Here is a 24,235-nt window from a genome sequence, read left to right as displayed (position 1 = left end):
TTAACGATCTTTCGGGTCGAGGGCATCACGCAGGCCATCGCCGATAAAGTTGAAACAGAACAGCGTCACCACCAGGAAACCGGCCGGGAACATCAGCAGCCATGGCGAGACTTCCATGGAGTTCGCCCCGTCGCTCAGCAGCGCGCCCCAGCTACTCAGCGGCTCCTGGGTGCCCAGGCCAAGGAAGCTCAGGAAGGACTCAAACAGGATCATGCTTGGCACCAGCAGCGAGGCGTACACCACCACCACGCCCAGTACGTTCGGCACGATGTGACGCAGTACGATGCTGAAGGTGGAGACCCCGCCAACGTGGGCGGCTTCAATAAACTCTTTGCGCTTCAGGCTCAGGGTTTGGCCGCGCACAATACGCGCCATATCCAGCCAGGAAACCAGGCCGATAGCGACGAAAATCAGCAGAATATTGCGGCCGAAGAAGGTCACCAACAGGATCACGAAGAACATGAACGGGAAGGAGTTAAGGATTTCCAGCAGGCGCATCATCACCGAGTCGGTTTTGCCGCCCAGATAGCCTGCCAGCGAGCCGTACAGCGTGCCGACCAGCACCGCCACCAGCGCAGAAGCAATCCCCACCATCAGCGAGATACGTCCGCCAATCGCCACACGCACCAGCAGATCGCGGCCCGATGAATCGGTGCCGAAGTAGTGTTTTGACACCATATCCGGCGCAGCTGACATCATGCCCCAGTCGGTATCGTCATAGGTAAAGGACGACAGCATCGGCGCAAAGATGACAAACAGGGCAATCAACAGCAGCACGACCAGGCTGGCTAAGGCGGCACGGTTGTGGATAAAGCGTCGACGCGCATCCTGCCACAGGCTACGGCCTTCTATTTCCAGCTTTTCGCTGAAGGCTTCGAGAGCTTCGCTCTTTTTCTTACTCAACATCATGGCGAGCTCCGCGATTAATAACGAATTTTTGGATCGATAACGGCATACAGCACGTCAACAATCGCATTGAACAGAATGGTCAGCACACCTACCAGAATGGTCAGGCTCAGCACCAGCGAGTAGTCGCGGTTTAATGCGCCATTCACAAACAGCTGACCGATACCCGGCAGACCATAAATGGTTTCGATCACCATCGAACCGGTGATGATCCCGACAAAGGCCGGGCCGAGGTACGAGAGCACAGGCAGCATGGCGGGTTTCAGCGCATGGCGCAGCACGATGCGGCGCATCGGTAACCCTTTGGCGCGTGCCGTACGGATAAAGTTAGAGTGCAGAACCTCAATCATTGAGCCGCGGGTAATACGCGCGATGCTGGCGATATAGGCCAGTGACAGAGCGACCATCGGCAGGATCATATATTTGACCTCGCCACCGTTCCAGCCACCGCCCGGCAGCCATTTCAACGCTATCGCGAAGATCAGAACCAGCAACGGCGCAACCACGAAGCTGGGTATCACCACGCCGGTCATTGCCACCCCCATCACCACAAAGTCCCACTTGGTGTTCTGCTTTAATGCGGCGATGACGCCAGCAGCTACCCCGAGGATCACCGCGAGAAGAAATGCAGCCAGTCCCAGTTTTGCGGAGACCGGGAACGCATGGCCGACCAGATAGTTAACCGAATAGTCTTTGTATTTGAACGAAGGACCGAAATCTCCGTGGGCCAGCTGCACCAGATAGTTGGTGTACTGCTTCCAGATCGGATCGTTCAGATGGTATTTGGCTTCGATATTGGCCATCACCTCAGGCGACAGCGTGCGTTCACCGGTAAAAGGACTTCCCGGTGCTAAGCGCATCATAAAGAAGGAGATAGTAATCAGAATAAGTAACGTCGGAATCGCTTCCAGAAAACGACGAAAGATGAATTTTACCATTGCCCTTACCTGCTGGCTTGTGCCTCAGCACTGCTTAAAATATACACGCTGGGGGAAGGTCGCCCTTCCCCCAAATTGTTGCGATTAATGCTTGATGATATACAGATTTTTGTCGTACACGTTGTCCAGCGCATCTTTACCGGTGTAGCCACCGACGTAGGTTTTCACCAGACGGGCGTTCACGTAGTAGTAGACCGGAACGATTGCTGAGTCTTTATCAAGGATTTGCTCGGCTTTGGCGTACAGGTCGCTACGGCTTTTCTCATCACTGGCTTTCGCAGAATCGGCCATCACTTTATCGAATGCCGCTGACTTATAGTGAGCCGTGTTGGAGCTGCTGTCAGAGATCATGGTGTTCAGGAACGAGCTAGGTTCGTTGTAGTCCGCACACCATGCGGCACGGGAAACGTCAAAGTTGCCCTGGTGACGCGTATCCAGGAAGGTTTTCCACTCCTGGTTGTTCAGCTTGATGTTCACGCCGAGGTTTTTCTTCCAGATCGACGAGGCGGCAATCGCCAGCTTTTTGTGCAGATCGGAAGTGTTATACAGCAGCTCGAAGGTCAGTGGCTTGTCGGCAGTGTAGCCCGCTTCCGCCAGCAGTTTTTTCGCTTCGGCATTACGTTTGTCCTGAGACCAGCTGAACCACTCTGGCTTGGTCAGGTTGGCACCGTCGGTCGCTGGCGGCGTGTAGCTGTAGGCCGGCAGCTGACCCTGTGCCAGCACCTTGTTAACCATAATGTCACGGTCCAGGCCCAGCTTCAGCGCTTCACGAACGCGTGGGTCGGTGAATGGTGCTTTTTGGTTGTTGATTTCGTAGTAGTAAGTACACAGGTACGGATCAACATGCAGCTCTTTCGGGTTATCGCGCTGCAGTTTTTTGAACAGCTCGATTGGCATGTTGTTGTAGGTCATGTCGCTGCCATCGTTACTGAAGTAGCGGTTAACGTCGCTGACTTCAGAGGAAATTGGCAGGAAAGTCACTTTATCCAGTTTGGTGTTGGCGTTGTCCCAGTAGTCCGGGTTACGCACGACCACAATACGTTCGTTGATCACGTGCGCCTGTAATTTGAACGCGCCGTTACCGACCCAGTTTTCCGGCTGAGTCCACTTCTCACCGAATTTGTCCACGGCTGGCTTATAAACCGGAGACATGGATGGGTGGATCAGTAATTTGAAGAAGTAAGGAACCGCTTCGCTCAGCGTCACCTGTAAGGTGTTGGCATCCAGCGCCTTCACGCCCAGTGTGTCAGGGCTTTTCTTGCCGGCGATAATGTCATCGATGTTTTCCAGATGACCGTATTGCAGGTAGCTGGCATAGGGCGACGCGGTTTTAGGATCGGCCAGGCGCTGCCAGCTATAAACGAAGTCCTGCGCGGTTACAGGCTCACCGTTGGACCATTTGGCATTCTTACGCAGATGGAACGTCCAGACTTTGCCGTCTTTGTTTTCCCAGCTTTCTGCCACGCCAGGGATTGGATGCCCCTGAGTATCACTGATCACCAGACCTTCAAGCAGGTCACGGCTGACGTTGGATTCAGGCACACCTTCAATTTTGTGTGGGTCAAGGGACTGAACTTCATCGCCATTGCCCTTTACCAGCTCCTGTTTTGCCGCTAAATCGACGCCCGCAGGCACCGTAGCAGCCATAGCCAGATTGCCTGCCAGCGCAGTCATAATGCCAAGAGCAATCAGGCTTTTTTTCGTGATGTTGGTCATGAGTTACCTACTCCAGTTTTTATCATTGCTAATGTGGTCTGAATAATCATCAGCTACCCCCGTTATCGGGTTATTTGCCTGGCGAACCGGAACGTGGATCCGCCTGGTGATGGTGCTTTACCCTGCCTGTTTCTTTCTTTGCGATCGGTCGAAAACGTTCGCCCAATCTCAATGCTTAACGATGTAAAAATACTTCACGTCGGTCAGATCCTGAGGATCTTTGCCGGTAAACCCGCCAACCCAGGGTTTTACCAAGCGTGCGCTGACGCGGTAATAAACCGGCACGATAGCCGAATCACGATCGAGCTGCTGTTCAGCCTGCTGATAAACAGCCGGACGCTCACGATCAGAAACGGTCAGTGATTTCGCGATCAGCGCATCGAATTTGTCGCTTTTATAAAACGCCGTATTGCTGGAAGAGTTGCTTAACATGGCGTTGAGGAAAGTCGAGGGCTCGTTGTAATCCGAACACCAGGTTGCACGCGCCACGTCGAAATTGCCCTGATGACGGGTATCGAGCATGGTTTTCCATTCCTGGTTATCCAGCGAGACTTTGGCCCCCAGGTTTTTACTCCACATTGATGCAGCGGCAATGGCCTGTTTTTTATTCACATCAGAGGTGTTGTAGAGCAGGCTGAAGGTCAGTGGTTTCGCGCTGCTGTAACCGGCTTCCGCCAGCAGTTTTTTGGCCTGCTCGTTACGCTGCTGCTGAGTCAGCTTCATCCAGTCTGGCTGGGTTAATTCAGCACCATCAATAAATGGCGGCGTGAAGCCACCGGCCGGGATCTGTCCCTGGCCCATAATTTTGTCGGTGATGATGCTGCGGTCGAGCGTCAACTTCACCGCGGTACGTACCCGGGGATCGTTAAACGGCGCGCGTTTGTTGTTCAGCTCATAATAGAAGGTGCAAAGCAGCGGGCTGATGCGCACCTGCGTGCCCAGCGTTTTCTTCAGCGTTGGGAATAAATCCGGCGGTAAAGCGCTGTTGGTCATGTCGATCTCACCGCTACGGTAGCGGTTAACGTCGCCGGACTCTGACGCGATCGGCAGGAAGGTGGCGGTTTCAATCACCGATTTGGCATTGTTCCAATACAGCGGGTTGCGCTTGACCACGATCTTCTCGTTAATCACCCACTCACCTAGCGTATAAGCGCCGTTACCAACATAGTGGCCCGGCAGTGTCCACTGCTCGCCCCACTGCTCTATCGCCTTGCGATAGACCGGTTTCAGCGAGGTATGCGCGGTTAGGGCGATAAAATAAGGAACGGGTTCGCTCAGGGTCACCTGAAGGTGGCGGTCGTCCAGCGCCTTCACGCCCAGCTCACTGGCCGGCTTCTTCCCCGCCAGGATGTCATCGATATTTTCAATGTGGGCATATTGCAGGTAGCTGGCATAAGGCGAAGCCGTTTTAGGATCGACCAGACGCTGCCAGCTGTAGACAAAATCAGCGGCGGTGACAGGCTCACCATTGCTCCACTTTGCGTCGGCACGCAGGGTGAACGTCCAGACTTTCCCCTGCTCGCTTTGCCAGCTTTCCGCCACGCCCGGAACCACATGCCCGTTGTTGTCAGTGGTTGTCAGACCTTCCAGCAGGTTCAGAATGATGTTGCTTTCCGGCACACCCTCAACTTTTTGCGGATCAAGTGAAGACACTTCCGTGCCGTTGTTTATCACCATGGACTGCTGTGCGGCCAGGTTAATGCCTGCGGGTACTGAAGCGGCCATTGCGCTGCCGGTACCGATAGTCAAACTCAAGATAACGGCCTGACTCAGATGCTGACGGGAAAACGGAATGCATTTCATTAAGCGTTGATAACCTGTGTTCGTGGATCGGCAGCCAAATCGGAAAAAGTGGTAGTCAATTGCACATCCGATGCCAGTTTTAAACAAAGCATTCGAAAACTATCAGAACGCTGATTTTTACGCCAAAGCAAAATGACAAAAATGTTACCTAATTCTCTTTTATCACAACTAATTAATATGATGAAATGTTATTTAACAAGTGAAATTAACACACAACCTAATGATAAATAGATAGTTAAGTGCATTAACGCCTATAAAACACCCACTTTGACTGGTGTCATAGTGCAAAATTTAATCTAATTTCTTAACTTTGCGCTGTTTTCAGCTTTAGATATTACGTTAATGGTTTTTTGCAGGATATAAATCTGGTAATGCGCAACTGACACGGCGATATACAGTGTTAAAAAAGTAACAATTCATCAATAAGCATTGCTGGGTGAGGGAGTTGCAGACGTTTGCAGTAATTACATTAATAACCGCAACGGCAAGTTAAGCGAAATGAATAATTGCACTAACACAGTGCTTAAAAAGGCTCATTTGCACTGATTTGGTGCTTCATTTTGTTGCAGCCAAAAAAAAAGCGCAGATTATGCGCTTTTCAGGGGGTTTTTCAGTGTGGGTTTATTTACGTGACTAATCCCGGGAATAAAGCCCGCAATCCGGTGACCACAAACTCAATACCCAATGCCATCAGCAACAGGCCCATAATACGGGTGATGACGTTTATACCCGTCTGACCCAGCACTCTGACCATCAGAGGGGCCGCCCTGAATAACAGCCAGCAGCAGAACGCAAACAGTGCAATTGCCACGCTGAATCCCAACAGGTTTTGCCAGCTGTGATAACGGGTACTCCAGACGATGGTTGAGCTGATCGCACCCGGCCCAGCCATTAAAGGTAACGCCAGCGGAACCACGCCAATACTTTCTCTGATTGCGGACTCTGATTTTTCTTGTTTGTTCTGCTTATCTTCGCCCAGTTTCCCGCTGATCATAGACATCGCAATCGTCACCACCAGGATCCCGCCGGCAATACGGAAGGAATCGATAGAGATGCCAAAGATATGCAGGATGCCATCACCGAGAAACAGCGAGGTCCAGAGGATAATCGCCACCGATACGTTGGCGGTCAGATTGGTTTTATTACGGGCAGCTGCAACCTGATAACTGGTCATGCTGATAAACACCGGAATGATCCCCACCGGATTCACCAGAGCAAACAGCCCAACAAAAAATTTGATATAGCCGGAAAGGTCTAAAAGTGCCGGATTCACGTGATGCTCCTGAAAGGGCCAATTTACTGGCGGCTAATGTACGGGAAAACCCCTGTGTTTGCCATGGCATTACTTCGAATTTTCATCTGGATTAACGCGCATTTATCAGTGCTTTTCACTGTCTTTCAGGCTGCATAAGGTTCTTAAGATCTGCCGCGCAAAACGTAACGACACTTATTCGAACCCCATCCTCACAAAGGCGATAATTGTTGCTGCTGAAAGGTGTCAGCTTGGGGTAAAGATGATCTAAATCAAAATTGGCTTACCTCTAAGTGAGTAAGCTTTGAATCACCAAATGGAGTGGTAAGTCGATGCCCTGGTCGTGGTGAGTAAAGTCAGGTGCAGACTCTTTCAGTAAACCTGTAGAACTTTTTAGCAGGAATTCAAGTTAGTCACAGCGAGATCACAACACATTAACAACGCATGACTATACTTCCTGATTCTGACTTGTTTACTAATAGAGTTTAACTTCCATCAGGAGATGCATTATGGCCGTTACTAATGTTGCTGAACTTAACGCACTTGTTGAACGTGTTAAAAAAGCACAGCGCGAATACGCCAACTTCACTCAAGAGCAGGTCGACAAAATTTTCCGTGCTGCAGCGCTAGCTGCAGCAGATGCACGCATTCCACTGGCTAAAATGGCCGTTGCGGAATCCGGTATGGGGATTGTTGAAGACAAAGTTATCAAAAACCACTTCGCTTCCGAATACATCTATAACGCTTACAAAGACGAAAAAACCTGCGGTATCCTCGGTACTGATGAGACCTTCGGCACCATCACTATCGCTGAACCTATCGGCCTGATCTGCGGTATCGTGCCAACGACTAACCCAACTTCTACCGCCATCTTCAAAGCGCTGATCAGCCTCAAAACCCGTAACGGCATTATCTTCTCACCACATCCACGAGCGAAAGACGCGACCAATAAAGCGGCCGATATTGTGCTGCAGGCTGCTATCGCCGCCGGTGCGCCAAAAGATATCATCGGCTGGATCGATGCCCCGTCTGTTGAGCTGTCAAACCAGCTGATGCACCACCCAGAGATAAACCTGATCCTTGCGACCGGTGGTCCAGGCATGGTTAAAGCGGCCTACAGCTCCGGTAAACCAGCAATTGGTGTGGGTGCAGGTAATACCCCGGTAGTTATCGATGAAACGGCAGATATCAAGCGTGCTGTGGCATCTATCCTGATGTCCAAAACCTTCGATAACGGCGTAATCTGTGCGTCTGAGCAGTCCGTCATCGTGGTCGACTCCGCTTATGACGCGGTTCGCGAGCGTTTCGCCAGCCACGGCGGCTACATGCTGCAGGGCAGCGATTTAAAAGCTGTGCAGGATATCATCCTGAAAAACGGTGGGCTGAATGCCGCTATCGTGGGCCAGCCAGCGGTGAAAATTGCCGAGATGGCCGGCATCAACGTGCCTCCAAGCACCAAGATTCTGATTGGCGAAGTGCAGCTGGTTGATGAATCCGAGCCCTTCGCCCATGAAAAACTCTCTCCTACCCTTGCCATGTACCGTGCGAAAGATTTCCACGATGCGGTTAGCAAAGCGGAAAAACTGGTCGCTATGGGCGGTATCGGTCACACCTCTTGTCTGTACACCGACCAGGATAACGAGCGTGAGCGTGTTAACTACTTCGGCGACAAAATGAAGACCGCACGTATCCTGATTAACACCCCGGCTTCACAGGGTGGTATCGGTGACCTGTACAACTTTAAACTGGCGCCGTCTCTGACGCTGGGCTGTGGTTCCTGGGGTGGTAACTCCATTTCTGAAAACGTCGGACCTAAACATCTGATCAACAAGAAAACCGTGGCTAAGCGAGCAGAGAATATGTTGTGGCATAAACTTCCTAAGTCTATCTACTTCCGTCGCGGCTCATTGCCTATCGCTCTTGAAGAAGTGGCGACCGATGGAGCAAAACGCGCCTTTATCGTCACTGACCGCTATCTGTTCAACAACGGTTACGCCGATCAGGTGGTGTCAGTGCTGAAATCTCACGGCATTGAAACTGAAGTGTTCTTCGAAGTAGAAGCTGACCCAACGCTGAGCATTGTGCGTAAAGGGGCTGAGCAGATGAACTCCTTCAAACCTGATGTGATTATCGCCCTGGGCGGCGGTTCACCGATGGACGCCGCGAAAATCATGTGGGTGATGTACGAACATCCGGAAACCCACTTTGAAGAACTGGCGCTGCGCTTTATGGATATCCGTAAACGCATCTACAAATTCCCGAAAATGGGCGTGAAAGCAAAAATGATTGCTATCACTACCACCTCCGGTACCGGTTCAGAAGTGACACCATTTGCGGTAGTGACCGACGATGCAACTGGCCAGAAATATCCGCTGGCTGACTATGCCCTGACCCCGGACATGGCGATTGTCGATGCCAACCTGGTGATGAACATGCCTAAGTCACTCTGTGCCTTCGGCGGTCTGGATGCGGTTACCCACTCTCTGGAAGCCTATGTGTCTGTGCTGGCCAATGAGTACTCTGATGGTCAGGCGCTGCAAGCGCTGAAACTGTTGCAGGAAAACCTGCCGGCCAGTTACAACGAAGGCGCGAAAAACCCGGTAGCCCGTGAGCGTGTGCACAATGCTGCCACCATCGCCGGTATCGCGTTTGCCAACGCCTTCCTTGGGGTTTGCCACTCAATGGCCCACAAACTGGGTTCAGAGTTCCATATTCCACACGGTCTGGCTAACGCCCTGCTGATTTGTAACGTTATCCGCTATAACGCTAACGATAACCCAACCAAACAGACAGCATTCAGTCAGTACGATCGTCCGCAGGCTCGTCGTCGTTATGCCGAAGTGGCTGACCATCTGCGTCTGAGCGCACCTGGTGACCGTACGGCGCAGAAAATTGAGAAACTGCTGGCCTGGCTGGAAGAGATGAAAGCGCAACTGGGTATCCCTAAATCAATCCGCGAGGCTGGCGTACAGGAAGCTGATTTCCTGGCGAAAGTCGATAAGCTGGCTGAAGATGCCTTCGATGACCAGTGTACCGGTGCTAACCCACGCTATCCGCTGATTGCTGAGCTAAAACAAATCATGCTGGATACTTTCTACGGCGTTGAGTACCAGGAAGTGTTTGCCAACATCGCCGAAGCGATTGAAGCCCAACCGGTCGCGGTTAAGAAAGTCGAAAAGAAAGTGAAAAAGTAAAAGTTGCTTAAAAAAAACCCGCCAACCGGCGGGTTTTTTATTGGCGCAATTCGTAAGAAAAACTAATCAACCTTTGAAATAACATGCAGGCTTAGTTTTCTCATAAACTACCTGGATGACGGTCTTTATTTAATCCCGTTCTTACCATGTACTGCCTGTAAACATCCCTGCTCTATCGCTGCTTTGTAATGCTTTCTACAGACGGACACGTAACGCTCATTGCCACCAATGACAACCTGTTCACCTTCTTTAAAAGGTGCGCCATTTTGATCTAACCTTAATACCATTCCCGCTTTTCTTCCGCAGTGACAAACGGTTTTTAATTCAACCAGCTTATCTGACCAGGCTAATAAGTACTGGCTACCGGTAAATAATTCACCGCGAAAATCTGTACGCAATCCATAACAGAGTACAGGTATATCCAGATTATCTACTACATCAGATAAGGCTTTTACCTGTTCACGGGTAAGAAACTGGCTTTCATCGACTAACACACAGTGAACCGGTTCCAGCAGATGCTGAGCGCTAATCTCATCAAAAAGTGCCGACTCGTTATTATACAATTTCGCGGGTGAAGACAGGCCTATTCTCGAACTCACCTTGCCCGAACCGAATCGGTTGTCAATCTCGGCGGTGTAGACGATAGTCCGCATCCCCCGCTCCTGGTAGTTATAAGACGACTGCAACAGGGCGGTAGATTTGCCGGCGTTCATCGCGGAATAGTAGAAATACAGCTGAGCCATTTGCGCTCGCTCCCTTAGGAATGTTTCGAAGAATGCTCAGAATTGTACCACAGGGTACTACGGTCGAAAGGGCTTTAATCATCACGCAACGGTGACGCGACGGGCGTGAGAAAATGTACAACCTGCTGACAATGTTGTTGAAATATCCCTTCTTTTTCCAGATTTAGTTTTTCCAGTCTTTGTCACTTTTAGGCATTAAACGAATAAAAAGGCTAAATCGACTCTGCTAATATTCGCGGAATTTCCTGAAAGATATTGCTGTAAACCTGAAAAAATGTCCGCGGTTTACCTGGCTGATTCTATTATACAAGGCGTGAACGCCCGTCGGGCTTTGTCTTACATCTGATAGCGATTACAAAGCAGGCATTATTTTTAGCAGCCAGCCTTTTATGCGGATTAATTACAACAGGGGCAGTTGGCGGATTTTCCTTATTCTGAAATCCTTACAAAATTAACTATTGCAGTTCGTATTTACGCACTCTATTATTATCGGGCAGAACAATTCTCCCACCTTTATAATTTTTGAGATTCATATAATGAGCGAAGCACTTAAAATTTTGAACAACATTCGTACCCTGCGTGCTCAAGCCAGAGAATGTACCCTGGAAACGCTGGAAGAGATGCTGGAAAAACTGGAAGTTGTTGTTAATGAGCGCCGCGAAGAAGAAAGCCATGCTCAGGCTGAAAACCAGGAACGCACACGCAAGCTGCAGCAGTATCGCGAAATGCTGATTGCTGATGGCATCGATCCTAACGAATTGCTGTCCACCCTGGCCGCTGTTAAAGCACCAGGCAAAGCAAAACGCGCTGCCCGTCCGGCCAAATACAAATATACTGATGAAAATGGCGAAGCGAAAACCTGGACAGGTCAGGGTCGTACTCCAGCCGTGATCAAAAAAGCTATCGAAGAACAAGGTAAGCAGCTGGACGATTTCCTGCTGTAATCGTGACTTCAAGTGCTTCTGAGAAACCCATCCTTGCGATGGGTTTTTTATTACCCATTTTCAAGCCATCACTTTTCCCAAAGCAAAAAAAAAGGAGCCTCAGCCCCTTTATCCTACGCTGCCGATCGTTCAGACCTTATAGAAAGAACGATACCAACTGACAAAGTTAGCAATCCCTTCTTCGACACCGGTTTGAGGTTTAAAGCCAATGGCATTAAACAGCGCACGAGTATCAGCGCTGGTTTCCAGCACGTCACCCGGTTGCATTGGCAGCATGTTCTTCTTCGCACTGATGCCTAACGCCTTCTCCAGCGCCTCTATATACGCCATCAGCGTGACAGGGTTGCTGTTACCAATATTGTATACGCAATACGGCGCTGAGCTGCTTGCAGGGCTCCCCTGCTCAACGGTCCAGTCTGGGTTCGCTTGCGGGATCACATCCTGCAGGCGAACAATCGCTTCGGCGATATCATCAATGTAGGTGAAGTCGCGGCGCATCTGGCCATTGTTGTAGACATCAATTTGTTCTCCGGCCAGCATGGCGCGGGTGAACTTAAATAAAGCCATGTCCGGCCTTCCCCATGGGCCATATACGGTGAAGAACCGCAGCCCGGTGGTTGGAATACCGTACAGGTGAGAATAGGTGTGGGACATTAATTCGTTGGCCTTCTTGGTTGCCGCATACAGCGACACAGGATGGTCAACGGAGTCATCGGTAGAGAATGGCATCTTATTGTTCAGCCCATAAACGGAACTGGATGAGGCATACAATAAGTGGCCAATGTGATTATGTCGGCACCCTTCAAGAATATTCAGGTGACCAATCAGATTCGCATCTGCATAAGCTAAAGGATTATCGAGCGAATAACGTACACCAGCCTGAGCACCCAAATGAATAACACGCTCAAAAGCCTGGTCGCGGAACAGTTGGGCGATGCCCTCTCTGTCAGCAAGATCCAGCTTGATAAAGGTAAACTGCGCATGAGGCTCAAGAAGTTTGAGGCGGGCAAGTTTCAGGTTAACGTCATAATAGTCATTCAGGTTGTCGATACCGACAACCTGGTGACCGGCGGACAGCAGGCGCTCCGCTACGTGGAAGCCAATAAATCCTGCTGCGCCGGTTACCAGATATTTCATACTGCCCTCGTTAGTTATGCAATTTGGATAGAAGCGCCGCGGCCGATTGCATAATAAACAAAACCGCGCTTACTGATTCTTTCTGGATCATACAGGTTACGACCATCAAAAATCACGGGTTCTTTCAGAGCATTTTTAATGACATCAAAATCCGGTGCACGGAAGTTCTGCCATTCGGTACAGATGACCAGGCCATCAGCACCTTGCAGAGCGGCTTCTTTGGTTCCCATCAGCTTCAAATCGCTGCGATGGCCATAGACGCGCTGTGCTTCGTCCATTGCTTCCGGGTCGAAAGCCTGAACGGAAGCACCTGCCTGCCAGAGTGCTTCCATCAGCACACGGCTTGACGCTTCACGCATGTCATCGGTGTTTGGCTTGAAAGAAAGCCCCCACAGTGCAAAAGTTTTGCCCTGCAGATTGTCACCGAAATGACGTTTGATGAAGGTTGGCAGCTTGTTCTTCTGCGAATCGTTGACGTCTTCAACCGCCTGCAACAGACGTGGCTTGTAACCAATCTGTTCTGCAGTGCGGATCAGCGCCTGAACGTCTTTCGGGAAGCAGGATCCGCCATAGCCGCAGCCAGGATAGATGAAGGAGTAACCGATACGGGAGTCAGAACCAATGCCCTGACGCACTTTCTCGATATCTGCACCCAGGCGTTCTGCCAGGTTGGAGATCTCATTCATAAAGCTGATTTTAGTGGCCAGCATGCAGTTTGCCGCATACTTGGTCAGCTCAGCACTACGAATATCCATTAAAATCATGCGATCATGATTGCGGTTGAAGGGCTCGTACAGCTCGCGCAGCAGCTCAACAACTTCATCATTGTCTGTACCCACAACAATACGCTCAGGACGCATACAGTCGCTGACTGCTGCACCTTCCTTGAGGAATTCAGGGTTAGACACCACATCAAACGCAATCTCAGCACCACGTGCTTTCAGCGTCTCTTCCATTACCGCACGAACACGGTCTGCCGTTCCAACAGGAACCGTAGACTTGTCGATCACAACTTTGTGATCCTGCATGTGTTCTGCGATGGTGCGTGCTACAGCGGTAACATATTTCAGATCCGCAGAGCCGTCTTCATCCGGAGGTGTTCCCACGGCGATAAACTGCATCGTACCGTGATTCACACCTTCTTCCGCGTTGGTGGAGAACTTGAGGCGACCGCTCTCATAGTTCTGCATCACCAGAGGCGTCAGGCCCGGTTCAAAAATAGGAATGATCCCTTTCTTCAGATTCTCGACTTTACTTGCGTCGACATCGATACAAAGAACGTCATGTCCGACTTCGGCCAGAACCGCAGCCTGAACCAGACCAACATAGCCGATACCAAATACGGTGACTTTCATTGAATTGTCCCGGTTAGAAATTAAATTTACTTACTATTGCCAACAGTGCTTTCGAGCCACTCTTTAAAGTCGCTACCCAGAGAATCGTGACGTACGCCGTATTCAACGAAAGCCTGCATGTAGCCCAGCTTGTTACCACAGTCATGGCTCACGCCTTTCAGGTGATAAGCTTCTACAGTCGATTTTTCCATCAGCATAGCGATGGAGTCAGTCAGCTGAATTTCATCACCTGCACCTGGAGGCGTTTTCGCCAGCAGTGGCCAGATATCAGCAGACAGAACATAACGGCCAACAACCGCCAGGTTTGAAGGGGCTTTATCCGCTTTAGGCTTCTCAACCACACCGACCATCGGTGCGCTCTGACCAGCAGACAGTTCAGCACCCTGGCAGTCAACCACACCGTAAGCTGTTACGTCAGCAACTGGCTCAACCATGATCTGGCTGCGGCCGGTTTCATCGAAACGACGCATCATATCGGCCAGGTTCTCAGTAGCCAGGTTTGATTCGTATTCATCGATGATTACGTCAGGCAGGATAACGGCGAAAGGTTCGTCACCGACAACCGGGTAAGCACACATTACTGCGTGGCCCAGACCTTTAGCCAGACCCTGACGGACCTGCATGATGGTTACGTGTGGCGGGCAGATAGACTGGATTTCTTCCAGCAACTGACGCTTAACACGTTTTTCCAACATCGATTCCAGCTCGAAACTGGTGTCGAAGTGGTTTTCGATGGCGTTTTTAGAGGAGTGCGTTACCAGCACAATCTCAGTGATCCCAGCTGCGATACATTCGTTAACGACATACTGAATTAACGGCTTATCAACCAGTGGCAACATTTCTTTTGGAATGGCTTTGGTTGCAGGCAACATACGCGTTCCCAAACCAGCTACAGGGATAACCGCTTTTTTTACTTTGGACTTATAGGCAGACATCTAAGTACCTCTCTTTATAGGCCGTTCAAGTTATTACTTGATATGTCGAGTTAAAAACGAGATGAGTATACCAGTGGAACCCTGACGGATTTATCCTGGATGAACCCTTTCAGCAAAAATTAAGACTATTACCCAAGTGTAAAGCTTATCTTTGGCCCTGTCTGCCAGCAGCAAACAGGATTTCTGACGAGTGGTTAATCCGTGGACAACATCAGGCGCAGCCTGCCACCAGCGCCCCAAACCTGGCATTGCCAGGCTTCACAACGCTGGCTTATTTGATTTAGGTGGGTGCTGCCCAATGTACCAAGTGGAACACCGTTGCTGAGTTGAATTTGATGGGTGTTGACGTTAAGGGTGGCGTTTAAACCAGCGGAAACGAGGATCAAATTCTTTAATCCTTGATGGTAATAGCCGACCAGCAGTGGGAACTGCCCTTTTAGATTGGCCTGGCGTAACAGCAAATTGACCTGTTTTAACAAGCCATTTAATTCAGGCAGTCGTGGCGACTGGCCTGATAATTGATCCTGCAACAGTCCGTTGAACAGCGCGCGCAGTAATAAAGCGGCCAGCACGCCATTATCGCCCGCGCGGGTCACGTCCAGGCAATAGAATGCCAGATCTTTCTCGGACAGCGCGGCGATATCCAATACCAGGCCCGGCTCTTCGGCCATCGTCAGCTGACGGTAATTGATGCGACAGTTGGCGATAACCTGCTGTACAGGCGGCTGCAGTTGCTTAAGCAGTTTCGACGCGGCATTCGGATCCCGCACCAGCGCATCCCAGTCCTGGAATAGCTGTTCGTCTTCTTCCACTTTTGAAGTGAACATCGATGGATAGAGGCATTCGTAGACGGCCTCGCGTAAGCGGGCCAGATCTTTCAGCGGTTTTAACAACACGTCCTGCACCCCGAGGCGTAGCACCTGGGCAATGTCAGCCATGTTTTCCGTTGCGGAGATCACCAGTATCGGCATGGTGTTGCCTTTACTACGCATATGTTCAACCAGCTTCAACCCGTCCATCTTTGGCATAGCCAGGTCGCAAATCATCAGGTCATGCGCAGACTCATTGAGTTTTTCAAGCGCTTGCAGTCCATCGTCTGCCAGCATTATCTCAGCCCCAAGAGCCGCTAGATAGTTGTCAAGAAGAGAGCGGAAAACGACTTCGTCTTCAACAATCAGAATCTTTTTTCCGCTTAATGGCTTGTCCATCATCCCCCCCTGTACACCGGATTAGTCAATAGTGGCTCATAATCCACATTCTCGCCTCTAAGAATTGCCTGAAGAGTCATATTTCACTCATCCGGCAACGCAGCTTGACGAACCAGCGGCAGTAATTCATCCATCTTCTTCTCTACCGCCAGCTTACCCGCCTCGATAGCCTCTTCTGCGCGATGGAAATCCAGTGTGGAAATCTGAGGGCAGAATGGCTGAATCAATACGTCTGGCGGATCGCCTGCCATACGATTTCTCTTCAACCGGTTCTCAAGCACCTGAATAGAAGTGGACATGATTTCCATCGCGCCAGGCGTTTGATTAACCTTGCGGTGGGCTACTCTGGCGAGGCTCTGACGCAGGCGCCCTCCCCAGCTGGTTGCTGCAGCTTCGACTTCATCTGCGGATTGCGGCGTCACTGACAGCAGATCCTGTTGCATCAGGTGCGCGTCGTGTTGCAGGTCAACGGCAATAACGATATCGGCGCCCAGTGCCCGGGTCAGCGACACCGGCACCGGATTGACCACCGCGCCGTCCACCAGCCAGTAACCGTTATAGGCTACCGGGGCTAACAGACCGGGCATGCTGCATGACGCCCGCACCGCCATATGCAGATCGCCTTCAGTCAGCCACAGCTCACGCCCGGTGCTGAGGTTGGTCGCCACCGCGCCGAAAGGCAGATCGCACTCTTCAATGTTTTCGTGATTAACCAGCCGGCGAACGTGGTTGAACACCCGTTCTCCCCGCAGCAGGCCACCGCGACGCCACGAGAAATCCATCAGGCGGATCACATCCCAATAGCTGAAGGAACGAACCCAGGTTTCGAGGATGGGAAGACGTTTACTGGCATACGCTGCGCCCACCAGCGCCCCAACGGAGCACCCCGCGACCACATCGACTTTAATCCCAGCCCGCTCCAGCGCATTGATAACACCAATATGCGCCCATCCCTTGGCGGCACCCGATCCCAGTGCCAGTCCAATTTTTACCTGTCTCATTCTACCCCTGACGATTGCTTAACTTACAAATGGCATCATCGTGACTGCTCGGTTACCATGACGCCCAAAATCTTTCGACTTTTACACTCACTGGAGTCAACGTGTCAGAACTTTGCCCGTGCGGAAGCGGAATGCAGTATAGCGTATGTTGCCAGCCCTTTCTTAAAGGTGACGACATTCCTGCCATACCAGAAGCCTTAATGCGTTCGCGCTACACTGCCTATGTGCTGAAAGATGCCGACTATTTGGTCGCCACCTGGCATCCCTCCTGCGATCCGCAACGTTTTCATGCCAGCCTTGAGCAAAGCTTTGAGGCGACCCGCTGGTTGAGTTTACAGATTATTTCGGCAGAAGAACCTGGGGATAAATCCGAAGGGTTTGTGACATTCTTTGCTCGTTTCTCTGAAAATCAGCGCGAAAGCTTTATTCATGAGCGTTCCCGCTTTGTCCGGGTAGAACAACGCTGGTACTATATTGACGGCACATACCCTGAAACAGGGCGAAATGACCGCTGCCCCTGCGGCTCCGGCAAAAAATTCAAGAAATGCTGCGGCCAGTAAGGTCGCTGATCTTATAAAGAATTGCTTCGACAGGATCACCACTGCAATGCAAGCGCAAACACTGCAACGAAAAGTATTACGGACCATCTGCCCAGACGCAAAAGGTCTGATCGCCAAGATCACCAATATTTGCTACAAGCACGAGCTGAATATCGTACAGAACAATGAGTTCGTCGATCATCGCACCGGACGCTTTTTCATGCGTACCGAGCTGGAAGGGATATTTAACGACACCACGCTGTTGGCGGACCTGGACAGTGCGCTGCCAACCGGCTCCATTCGCGAGTTAAATTCAGCGGGTCGTCGCCGTATCGTTATTCTGGTTACCAAAGAAGCCCATTGTCTGGGTGATTTGCTGATGAAGAGCACCTACGGCGGGTTGGATGTTGAGATCGCTGCGGTGATTGGTAACCACGAAACCTTGCGCACGCTGGTTGAGCGTTTTGATATTCCGTTTATCCTGGTCAGCCATGAAGGGCTTTCCCGCGAAGATCACGATAACAATATGGCGGCAGAGATCGATCGCTACCAGCCTGATTACGTGGTTCTGGCCAAGTATATGCGTGTACTGACCCCAGGATTCGTGCAGCGTTACCCAAATCAGATCATCAACATTCATCATTCGTTCCTGCCCGCCTTTATTGGTGCACGTCCTTATCATCAGGCGTATGAGCGCGGCGTGAAAATCATCGGTGCGACGGCACACTATGTGAATGATAATCTTGATGAAGGTCCGATCATCATGCAGGACGTCATCCACGTTGATCACACCTACACGGCAGAAGATATGATGCGTGCAGGCCGTGACGTTGAGAAGAACGCGTTAAGCCGCGCGCTGTATCAGGTACTGGCGCAACGTGTATTTGTTTACGGCAACCGCACCATTATTCTATAAGCAGCAACGCATTTCATTTGTAGCAAGGCTGCTGTTTTGTATGACAAAGCAGCAGCCAGAATAAAAAAGCGGCAAACAAACCTTTTTCGTTAAATTCAGGCTTTACAGCCTCCTCTCATTTGATATGATGCGCCCCGCTTACAGGCACAGCAGCAAGGCCAGTGACTGAAGCGCAGTAATTGAGAAATAAAGCAAAACCCTGTGGTGGGGTTCCCGAGTGGCCAAAGGGATCAGACTGTAAATCTGCCGTCATCGACTTCGAAGGTTCGAATCCTTCCCCCACCACCATCTCATTTATCTCCCGCACTCCTATGCAAAGTACCCTTTTCCATATTCCCCACGGGGGAGGATGAGAAGCTTCGACCTCGAAGGTTTGACCCGAAGGGTGAGTCGCAAAGCGACGAAAAATCTTTCCTGCTCCGCAGCCGCGAACTTTTCACCTTCTGCATAAATCATCAGCCCCGACCAAACATCGCCTCTTCAAAGTACCCTTTACCCTACCGACTCCCTCCACTAAATAGGTTTTTAACTCCCGCTTTTTTTGCTACCATCCGAACCCTGTTTCCTTCGATATCTGGTCAGCACAATGAAATTTGTTTCTTTTAATATCAATGGGCTGCGCGCCCGTCCGCATCAGCTTGCCGCCATCATTGAGCAGCACCAGCCAGACGTGATTGGCCTGCAAGAAACCAAAGTGCATGACGATATGTTCCCGTTGGAAGAAGTGTCAAAGCTGGGTTATCACGTCTTCTATCATGGCCAGAAAGGTCACTATGGCGTTGCCCTGTTAACCAAAGACGAGCCTCTTGCCGTACGTCGCGGTTTTGCCGGCGATGATGAGGAATCTCAGCGCCGGATGATTATGGCCGACATTGCCACGCCTGTGGGTACCCTGACCGTGCTTAACGGCTACTTCCCACAGGGCGAAAGCCGCGACCACCCGACTAAATTCCCGGCAAAAGAGAAGTTCTACCGCGATCTGCAGAGCTACCTGGAAAACGATCAGAAACCGACAAATCCGGTGGTGATTATGGGCGACATGAACATCAGTGCCACTGACCTGGATATCGGTATTGGTGAAGATAACCGCAAGCGCTGGCTGCGCACCGGCAAATGTTCATTCCTGCCAGAAGAGCGTGAGTGGATGGACCGTCTGATGGGTTGGGGACTGGTGGATACCTGGCGCGCAGAGAATGCGGAAGCTAACGATCGCTTCTCGTGGTTTGATTACCGCTCAAAAGGGTTTGATGATAACCGTGGACTGCGTATCGATCTGGTGCTGGCCAGTCAGCCTCTGGCTGCCCGCTGTGTGGCAACCGGCATCGACTATGATATTCGCAGTATGGAAAAGCCTTCAGACCATGCGCCAATCTGGGCACAGTTCAACCTGGATGAGGCGAAGTAAGTTTCGCCTGGTTCAGACCGTCAGGTCATCGTGAAAAATAACCACAGAGGCACGGGCTTCTGTGGTTACTATCTCAGAATGCTTAACGGTGGATTACTTGATGGTTTTCCAGATCAGATTATTAGTCCCGTAAGATTTTTCATCCCGCGAACACTGTAATAACACCCCTTCCATCTTCACCACCGATCCTTCGGTATAGCTCCGATTTTCGTAGGTGCAGCAGGTATTGCACGGCGGCTGATTGTTGTTCTGTCCTTGCGTCCAGACTTCCGGCGGCATATCCACCACCACATCCGCATTCGGGCTGTTGCTGTTATTTCCCTGATTGTTACCGCTATGATTACCGCCGTTATTGCCGTGGCCAGTGCCGAGATTCCAGCCCTCACCGGCGGCATACAACGGGCTCACCAGCAACATCCCGGCCAGCATTAATGCGCCTGATAATTTCATCACTCAGTTTCCTTCGCTTTAGTCGCCTTACGGCGCGGCTTTTTCGGTTCAGCCGCCGGAAGCCCACGGAAGGCATGCGCAGCAGGTTGCTGCCGTGCCTGATAAATCAGATTATGCAGCGTCTCAACCAGCGGCAACATAAAGTCCTGGTAGCGGCACTGCTTTTCACTGATTTTAGTCAGCGTGGATTCCCAATGGGCGGTCATGTCGGGACGCGCCGCCATTTCTGGCAGCGAGTGGATCAGCGCCCGCCCGGCGGGACTGGAGTGAATATAGCGCCCTTTTTTAAACAAAAAGGCGCGCTTGAACAACAATTCAATAATCCCGGCGCGCGTAGCTTCTGTCCCTAAACCATCGGTCGCACGCAGCACTTTCTTTAGATCTTTATCCTGAACAAATCGCGCAATGCCGGTCATCGCAGATAATAAGGTCGCATCGGTGAACGGTCGCGGCGGCTGAGTCTGCTTCTCTACCACTTCTCCCCGTTCACATAACAGCTCGTCACCTTTGGCAACCACCGGCAGCGGCGTGCCATCATTTTCCTCATCGCGTTCTTTACTGCCCAACAGCGATCGCCAGCCGGCCTCCGCCAGGAAGCGAGCCTTGGCGACAAATTTCCCGCCGGCAATATCCAGCTCGATCACGCATTTGCGGTACACGGCATCAGGGCAGAACTGCATCAGGTATTGCGTGGCAATCAGACGATAAATCGTGCTTTCGTTCTCGGTCAGCCTGACCTGAGAACTTCTGGCTGTCGGGACGATAGCGTGGTGAGCATCGACCTTTTTGTCATCCCAGCAGCGATTACGGCGATCGCTGTCAAAATCCGCGGGCGGCGTCAGATCGGGTTGATGGGCATTGATGGCGTTGAGTACCGCATGGCGTCCGGCAAAGTGCTCATCGGGCAGATAGCGACTGTCGGAACGTGGATAGGTGATCAGCTTGTGGGTTTCATACAGCTTCTGGCAGGTATCCAGCACCGTTTGTGCGCTCATGCCAAAGCGTTTCCCGGCTTCAATCTGCAGGCTGGAAAGGGAGAACGGCAAGGGTGCGGTGTCATTCTCTCTTTTATCGTTATAGCTGGTGACATTGGCCGGTTGACCACCAATCCGCGCCAGCACATGATCCGCCAGCGGACGGTGCAGCAAACGCCCTTCTTCATCCTGATAGGGTTCACAAGAATCGCTGGGCTGCCATAAGGCAACAAAGCGTTCATCTTTCGGTGTGACGATATGGGCTTTGACTTCAAAGAAGTCTTTGGCGATGAAGTTTTCGATCTCCTCATCACGGCGAACCACCAGCCCCAGAACGGGCGTCTGGACACGTCCCACGGACAGCAGGCCATCGTAGCCGGCGTTACGGCCCAGCAAAGTGTAGGCGCGCGTCATGTTGATGCCGTACAGCCAGTCGGCCCGTGCTCTCGCCAGGGCGGAAACACACAGCGGGATAAATTCTTTATTCTCGCGCAAGCGGCTGACGGCACGCTCCACGGCGGAGGGATTGAGATCGTTAATCAGGCAGCGCTGAACATTGGCGCGCTTTTCCGGCGGCAGAGACAGATAGTCCAGCACCTCGTCCACCAGTAGCTGACCTTCACGGTCCGGGTCACCTGCGTGAACCACTTCCGTCGCCTGCTCCAGCAAGCCTTTAATGACGTTCAGCTGTTTTGCCACTGAGGGACGCGGTTTTAGCTGCCATTTTTCCGGCACGATGGGCAGATCGGCCAGTGACCAACGCGCAAAACGGCTGTTGTAACTGTCTGGTTGCGCCTGCTCCAACAGGTGACCGACGCACCAGGTGACCATCTGATCCTGGCCGCAGGCAATAAAGCCGTCGCCCCGGCGATGAGGTTTAGGGAGGACATCCGCGATAGCGCGGGCAAGACTGGGTTTTTCGGCAATAAACAAACGCATCCGGCAGTGACTTCCTTCAGGAAACTAATTCAATTAACGCACGTCCGGCACTAGCCGGCAGCAGTTCCCCGATAGCCGTGAGGGTGATCCCCATTGCCCCGGCGCTTTCGATAACAACCGCTTCCGCTTCAGGTCTGACCGCTAACAGCAGGCCACCTGAGGTTTGGGGATCGCATAGCAGTTTACGCTGTTCGTCACGCATTGCGCCCAATAAATGGCCGTAGCTGGCAAAATTACGGTCCGTGCCGCCCGGCACGCAGCCTTGCGCAATGTATTCGTCGACGCCAGCCAGTCTTGGCACCCGATCAAACCAGACATTGGCATGCAGGTTGGAGCCGGTGCAGATCTCGCTGAGGTGGCCCATCAGGCCAAAGCCGGTCACGTCAGTCATCGCGGTTACCCCGTCGATGTCGGCGAAAACCGCGCCCGCGCTGTTCAGCTGGCACATCACTTCCGTTGCCAGCCCTTGATGTTCAGGCTTAAGTTTTGCGCGTTTTTCCGCGGTGGTCAGCACGCCAATGCCAAGCGGTTTCGTGAGGAAGAGTTTACAGCCGGCCTGCGCAGAGCTGTTCTTTTTCACTTTATCAGGTGCGATCACGCCGGTGACGGCAAGACCAAAAATCGGCTCGGGTGCGTCAATGGAATGACCGCCCGCCAGTGAAATCCCAGCCCTGGCACAGACGCTGCGCCCCCCTTCAATCACTTTTCGGGCAATTTCAGGCGCCAGCTTGTCCAGCGGCCAGCCAAGGATCGCAATTGCCATAATTGGCTTACCGCCCATCGCGTAGATATCACTGATGGCATTGGTCGCGGCGATACGGCCAAAATCGAACGGATCGTCGACGATTGGCATAAAGAAGTCGGTGGTGCTGACCACCGCCGTGCCGTTCCCCAGATCGTAGACCGCCGCGTCATCCCGCGTTTCGTTGCCCACCAGCAGATTGGGATCGCTGCGTAGTGGATGATCGCTGTGCAGTATGGTCTCCAGCACACTGGGTGAAATCTTACAGCCGCAGCCAGCACCGTGGCTGTACTGCGTCAGGCGTATCGCGTTCTCACTCATGGGCAACCTCCCTCCTGGTTTACCGGCAATATGGTAGCGCTTTCGTCTGGCGGGAGTAAGTCTCAGGGTATTTTTCCGCGACCGTTCGCTCATTATCCCGACAAAAATCAGGGCTGGCGTTCACCCTGACCGTTCAGAAGAGCGTTGTCACTCAGAAATAACGGATAAATGGCGCCGTATCGGGAGGAATAACCGTGGTGGAAGATTTTAGCTGCGGCGTGCCAAGGTAGAGGAAACCGACAATCACATCCTGCTCGCGACAGTCGAATGCCTGACGCACATCCTGATGCTCAGTCCAGGCACCGCTGCGCCAGATGCCGTTGAAGCCCTGAGCAAGAGCCGCCATCTGCATGGCCATCACCGCACAGCCTGCTGAGACAACCTGTTCCCAATGCGGAACCTTAGCGTTCTCTTCACAATGTGCCACCACGGTGATGATCATCGGTGCACGGAAAGGCGACTGCTTCGCTTTTTCAATCGCCTTCTCTTCCATGCGATCTTCACGCGCAGCATTTTCCAGTAATGCGCTGAAACGCTCACGGCCTTCATTCTCGATGACGATAAAACGCCATGGCTGCATCGTGCCGTGGTCTGGTGCGCGCATGCCGGCTCGCATGATGTTCTCAAGGGCCTCTCCGGCGGGTGCCGGCTCGCTTAAACGTGACGCGGAACGGCGGTTAACCAATAAATCCAGAGCGTCCATAATTCCTCCTGATAATGAGTTTCATTTAGCTGAAACTAGCACAGGATGATGATTTGTTACAGCATTCCGCTTTTTCCTGCTGACAATTTGGCCCCTGCTATTTAGGATGTCAGC

Annotated in this window: 20 protein-coding genes, 1 tRNA gene and 1 other RNA gene; 7 read left to right on the top strand and 15 right to left on the bottom strand. The window is 51.7% G+C overall.

Going from position 1 to position 24,235, the window contains the following annotated elements; translation table 11 throughout:
* From oppC to ACXKZG_RS10505, 5 genes are all read right to left on the bottom strand, one after another.
* Window positions 1–909 carry an oligopeptide ABC transporter permease OppC gene (gene oppC, locus ACXKZG_RS10525; RefSeq protein ID WP_053142822.1) on the bottom strand — a complete coding sequence of 303 codons (909 nt, stop codon included), beginning with the start codon at window positions 907–909 and terminating at the stop codon, window positions 1–3.
* Window positions 910–923: 14 nt separating this feature from the next.
* Window positions 924–1,844, bottom strand: a complete 921-nt coding sequence (gene oppB, locus ACXKZG_RS10520) for an oligopeptide ABC transporter permease OppB (protein ID WP_013202415.1) — start codon at window positions 1,842–1,844, stop codon at window positions 924–926.
* Between the two features lie 84 nt (window positions 1,845–1,928).
* Window positions 1,929–3,560, bottom strand: a complete 1,632-nt coding sequence (gene oppA, locus ACXKZG_RS10515; protein ID WP_013202416.1) for an oligopeptide ABC transporter substrate-binding protein OppA — start codon at window positions 3,558–3,560, stop codon at window positions 1,929–1,931.
* A 168-nt stretch (window positions 3,561–3,728) separates the two neighbouring features.
* Window positions 3,729–5,285 carry an ABC transporter substrate-binding protein gene (locus tag ACXKZG_RS10510; RefSeq protein ID WP_371732192.1) on the bottom strand — a complete coding sequence of 519 codons (1,557 nt, stop codon included), beginning with the start codon at window positions 5,283–5,285 and terminating at the stop codon, window positions 3,729–3,731.
* A 703-nt stretch (window positions 5,286–5,988) separates the two neighbouring features.
* Window positions 5,989–6,636, bottom strand: coding sequence for a YchE family NAAT transporter (locus ACXKZG_RS10505; protein ID WP_013202418.1), 648 nt, complete (start codon window positions 6,634–6,636; stop codon window positions 5,989–5,991).
* A 488-nt stretch (window positions 6,637–7,124) separates the two neighbouring features.
* On the opposite strand from ACXKZG_RS10505, the gene adhE reads away from it, so the two are divergent.
* Window positions 7,125–9,809: a bifunctional acetaldehyde-CoA/alcohol dehydrogenase gene (gene adhE / locus ACXKZG_RS10500; RefSeq protein ID WP_013202419.1), complete on the top strand. Its 2,685-nt coding sequence runs from the start codon at window positions 7,125–7,127 to the stop codon at window positions 9,807–9,809.
* A 125-nt stretch (window positions 9,810–9,934) separates the two neighbouring features.
* Here adhE and tdk read toward each other — a convergent pair whose 3' ends face one another.
* Entirely contained in the window at window positions 9,935–10,552 is a 618-nt protein-coding gene (tdk, locus tag ACXKZG_RS10495) for a thymidine kinase (RefSeq protein ID WP_013202420.1), read from the bottom strand.
* Window positions 10,553–11,088: 536 nt separating this feature from the next.
* On the opposite strand from tdk, the gene hns reads away from it, so the two are divergent.
* The gene (gene hns, locus ACXKZG_RS10490; RefSeq protein WP_013202421.1) at window positions 11,089–11,496 is read left to right on the top strand and encodes a histone-like nucleoid-structuring protein H-NS; all 408 of its coding nucleotides are present in this window, start codon (window positions 11,089–11,091) and stop codon (window positions 11,494–11,496) included.
* A 129-nt stretch (window positions 11,497–11,625) separates the two neighbouring features.
* Here hns and ACXKZG_RS10485 read toward each other — a convergent pair whose 3' ends face one another.
* The 5 genes from ACXKZG_RS10485 to rssA all read right to left on the bottom strand — a co-directional run bounded on the left by ACXKZG_RS10485 (window position 11,626) and on the right by rssA (window position 17,132).
* Window positions 11,626–12,633, bottom strand: a complete 1,008-nt coding sequence (locus ACXKZG_RS10485) for an NAD-dependent epimerase (protein WP_134824272.1) — start codon at window positions 12,631–12,633, stop codon at window positions 11,626–11,628.
* A 14-nt stretch (window positions 12,634–12,647) separates the two neighbouring features.
* Complete coding sequence (locus ACXKZG_RS10480) at window positions 12,648–13,988, bottom strand: UDP-glucose dehydrogenase family protein (protein WP_053142809.1); 1,341 nt, start codon at window positions 13,986–13,988, stop codon at window positions 12,648–12,650.
* Between the two features lie 26 nt (window positions 13,989–14,014).
* On the bottom strand, window positions 14,015–14,923 hold the full coding sequence (gene galU, locus ACXKZG_RS10475) for a UTP--glucose-1-phosphate uridylyltransferase GalU (protein WP_053142807.1): 909 nt from the start codon (window positions 14,921–14,923) through the stop codon (window positions 14,015–14,017).
* Window positions 14,924–15,117: 194 nt separating this feature from the next.
* Complete coding sequence (gene rssB / locus ACXKZG_RS10470; RefSeq protein WP_013202425.1) at window positions 15,118–16,131, bottom strand: two-component system response regulator RssB; 1,014 nt, start codon at window positions 16,129–16,131, stop codon at window positions 15,118–15,120.
* Window positions 16,132–16,214: 83 nt separating this feature from the next.
* Entirely contained in the window at window positions 16,215–17,132 is a 918-nt protein-coding gene (gene rssA, locus ACXKZG_RS10465; protein WP_105759751.1) for a patatin-like phospholipase RssA, read from the bottom strand.
* A 101-nt stretch (window positions 17,133–17,233) separates the two neighbouring features.
* Between rssA and ACXKZG_RS10460 the strand changes: the two genes are divergently transcribed.
* The 5 genes from ACXKZG_RS10460 to xthA all read left to right on the top strand — a co-directional run bounded on the left by ACXKZG_RS10460 (window position 17,234) and on the right by xthA (window position 19,992).
* Window positions 17,234–17,692 (top strand): YchJ family protein, encoded by a 459-nt coding sequence (locus ACXKZG_RS10460; protein WP_013202427.1) that lies wholly within the window; start codon window positions 17,234–17,236, stop codon window positions 17,690–17,692.
* Between the two features lie 46 nt (window positions 17,693–17,738).
* The gene (gene purU, locus ACXKZG_RS10455) at window positions 17,739–18,587 is read left to right on the top strand and encodes a formyltetrahydrofolate deformylase (RefSeq protein ID WP_013202428.1); all 849 of its coding nucleotides are present in this window, start codon (window positions 17,739–17,741) and stop codon (window positions 18,585–18,587) included.
* A 203-nt stretch (window positions 18,588–18,790) separates the two neighbouring features.
* Window positions 18,791–18,875: transfer RNA gene (locus ACXKZG_RS10450), tRNA-Tyr, on the top strand.
* Between the two features lie 40 nt (window positions 18,876–18,915).
* Window positions 18,916–19,012: non-coding RNA, RtT sRNA (locus tag ACXKZG_RS10445), on the top strand.
* Between the two features lie 161 nt (window positions 19,013–19,173).
* Window positions 19,174–19,992 carry an exodeoxyribonuclease III gene (xthA, locus tag ACXKZG_RS10440; protein ID WP_013202429.1) on the top strand — a complete coding sequence of 273 codons (819 nt, stop codon included), beginning with the start codon at window positions 19,174–19,176 and terminating at the stop codon, window positions 19,990–19,992.
* Between the two features lie 93 nt (window positions 19,993–20,085).
* On the opposite strand, the gene ACXKZG_RS10435 is transcribed toward xthA, so the two are convergent.
* The 4 genes from ACXKZG_RS10435 to ACXKZG_RS10420 form a co-directional block, all read right to left on the bottom strand.
* Window positions 20,086–20,442 carry a YnjH family protein gene (locus tag ACXKZG_RS10435; protein WP_013202430.1) on the bottom strand — a complete coding sequence of 119 codons (357 nt, stop codon included), beginning with the start codon at window positions 20,440–20,442 and terminating at the stop codon, window positions 20,086–20,088.
* The gene (locus ACXKZG_RS10430; RefSeq protein ID WP_013202431.1) at window positions 20,442–22,355 is read right to left on the bottom strand and encodes a DNA topoisomerase III; all 1,914 of its coding nucleotides are present in this window, start codon (window positions 22,353–22,355) and stop codon (window positions 20,442–20,444) included. Before ACXKZG_RS10430 ends, ACXKZG_RS10435 begins: the two co-directional genes overlap by 1 nt.
* Window positions 22,356–22,371: 16 nt before the next feature.
* A complete protein-coding gene (selD, locus tag ACXKZG_RS10425; RefSeq protein WP_134824274.1) occupies window positions 22,372–23,418 on the bottom strand; it encodes a selenide, water dikinase SelD in 1,047 nt (348 codons plus the stop codon).
* A gap of 151 nt (window positions 23,419–23,569) precedes the next feature.
* A complete protein-coding gene (locus tag ACXKZG_RS10420) occupies window positions 23,570–24,121 on the bottom strand; it encodes an NAD(P)H nitroreductase (protein WP_013202433.1) in 552 nt (183 codons plus the stop codon).
* Window positions 24,122–24,235: the final 114 nt, after the last annotated feature.

The sequence above is a fragment of the Erwinia sp. 2186 genome (genome assembly GCF_057812255.1).
The sequence above is the reverse complement of the archived record's forward strand: the minus strand, read 5'-3'. Positions and strand labels throughout refer to the sequence as shown.

Bases quoted from the DNA above. Each gene is read 5' to 3' on its own strand.
- ACXKZG_RS10430 (WP_013202431.1), bottom strand. From the start codon at position 22,355: ATGCGTTTGTTTATTGCCGAAAAACCCAGTCTTGCCCGCGCTATCGCG.
- oppA (WP_013202416.1), bottom strand. From the start codon at position 3,560: ATGACCAACATCACGAAAAAAAGCCTGATTGCTCTTGGCATTATGACT.
- ACXKZG_RS10420 (WP_013202433.1), bottom strand. From the start codon at position 24,121: ATGGACGCTCTGGATTTATTGGTTAACCGCCGTTCCGCGTCACGTTTA.
- ACXKZG_RS10480 (WP_053142809.1), bottom strand. From the start codon at position 13,988: ATGAAAGTCACCGTATTTGGTATCGGCTATGTTGGTCTGGTTCAGGCT.
- ACXKZG_RS10510 (WP_371732192.1), bottom strand. From the start codon at position 5,285: ATGGCCGCTTCAGTACCCGCAGGCATTAACCTGGCCGCACAGCAGTCC.
- oppB (WP_013202415.1), bottom strand. From the start codon at position 1,844: ATGGTAAAATTCATCTTTCGTCGTTTTCTGGAAGCGATTCCGACGTTA.
- rssA (WP_105759751.1), bottom strand. From the start codon at position 17,132: ATGAGACAGGTAAAAATTGGACTGGCACTGGGATCGGGTGCCGCCAAG.
- ACXKZG_RS10435 (WP_013202430.1), bottom strand. From the start codon at position 20,442: ATGAAATTATCAGGCGCATTAATGCTGGCCGGGATGTTGCTGGTGAGC.
- rssB (WP_013202425.1), bottom strand. From the start codon at position 16,131: ATGGACAAGCCATTAAGCGGAAAAAAGATTCTGATTGTTGAAGACGAA.
- xthA (WP_013202429.1), top strand. From the start codon at position 19,174: ATGAAATTTGTTTCTTTTAATATCAATGGGCTGCGCGCCCGTCCGCAT.
- galU (WP_053142807.1), bottom strand. From the start codon at position 14,923: ATGTCTGCCTATAAGTCCAAAGTAAAAAAAGCGGTTATCCCTGTAGCT.
- purU (WP_013202428.1), top strand. From the start codon at position 17,739: ATGCAAGCGCAAACACTGCAACGAAAAGTATTACGGACCATCTGCCCA.
- adhE (WP_013202419.1), top strand. From the start codon at position 7,125: ATGGCCGTTACTAATGTTGCTGAACTTAACGCACTTGTTGAACGTGTT.
- oppC (WP_053142822.1), bottom strand. From the start codon at position 909: ATGATGTTGAGTAAGAAAAAGAGCGAAGCTCTCGAAGCCTTCAGCGAA.
- hns (WP_013202421.1), top strand. From the start codon at position 11,089: ATGAGCGAAGCACTTAAAATTTTGAACAACATTCGTACCCTGCGTGCT.
- ACXKZG_RS10485 (WP_134824272.1), bottom strand. From the start codon at position 12,633: ATGAAATATCTGGTAACCGGCGCAGCAGGATTTATTGGCTTCCACGTA.
- selD (WP_134824274.1), bottom strand. From the start codon at position 23,418: ATGAGTGAGAACGCGATACGCCTGACGCAGTACAGCCACGGTGCTGGC.
- tdk (WP_013202420.1), bottom strand. From the start codon at position 10,552: ATGGCTCAGCTGTATTTCTACTATTCCGCGATGAACGCCGGCAAATCT.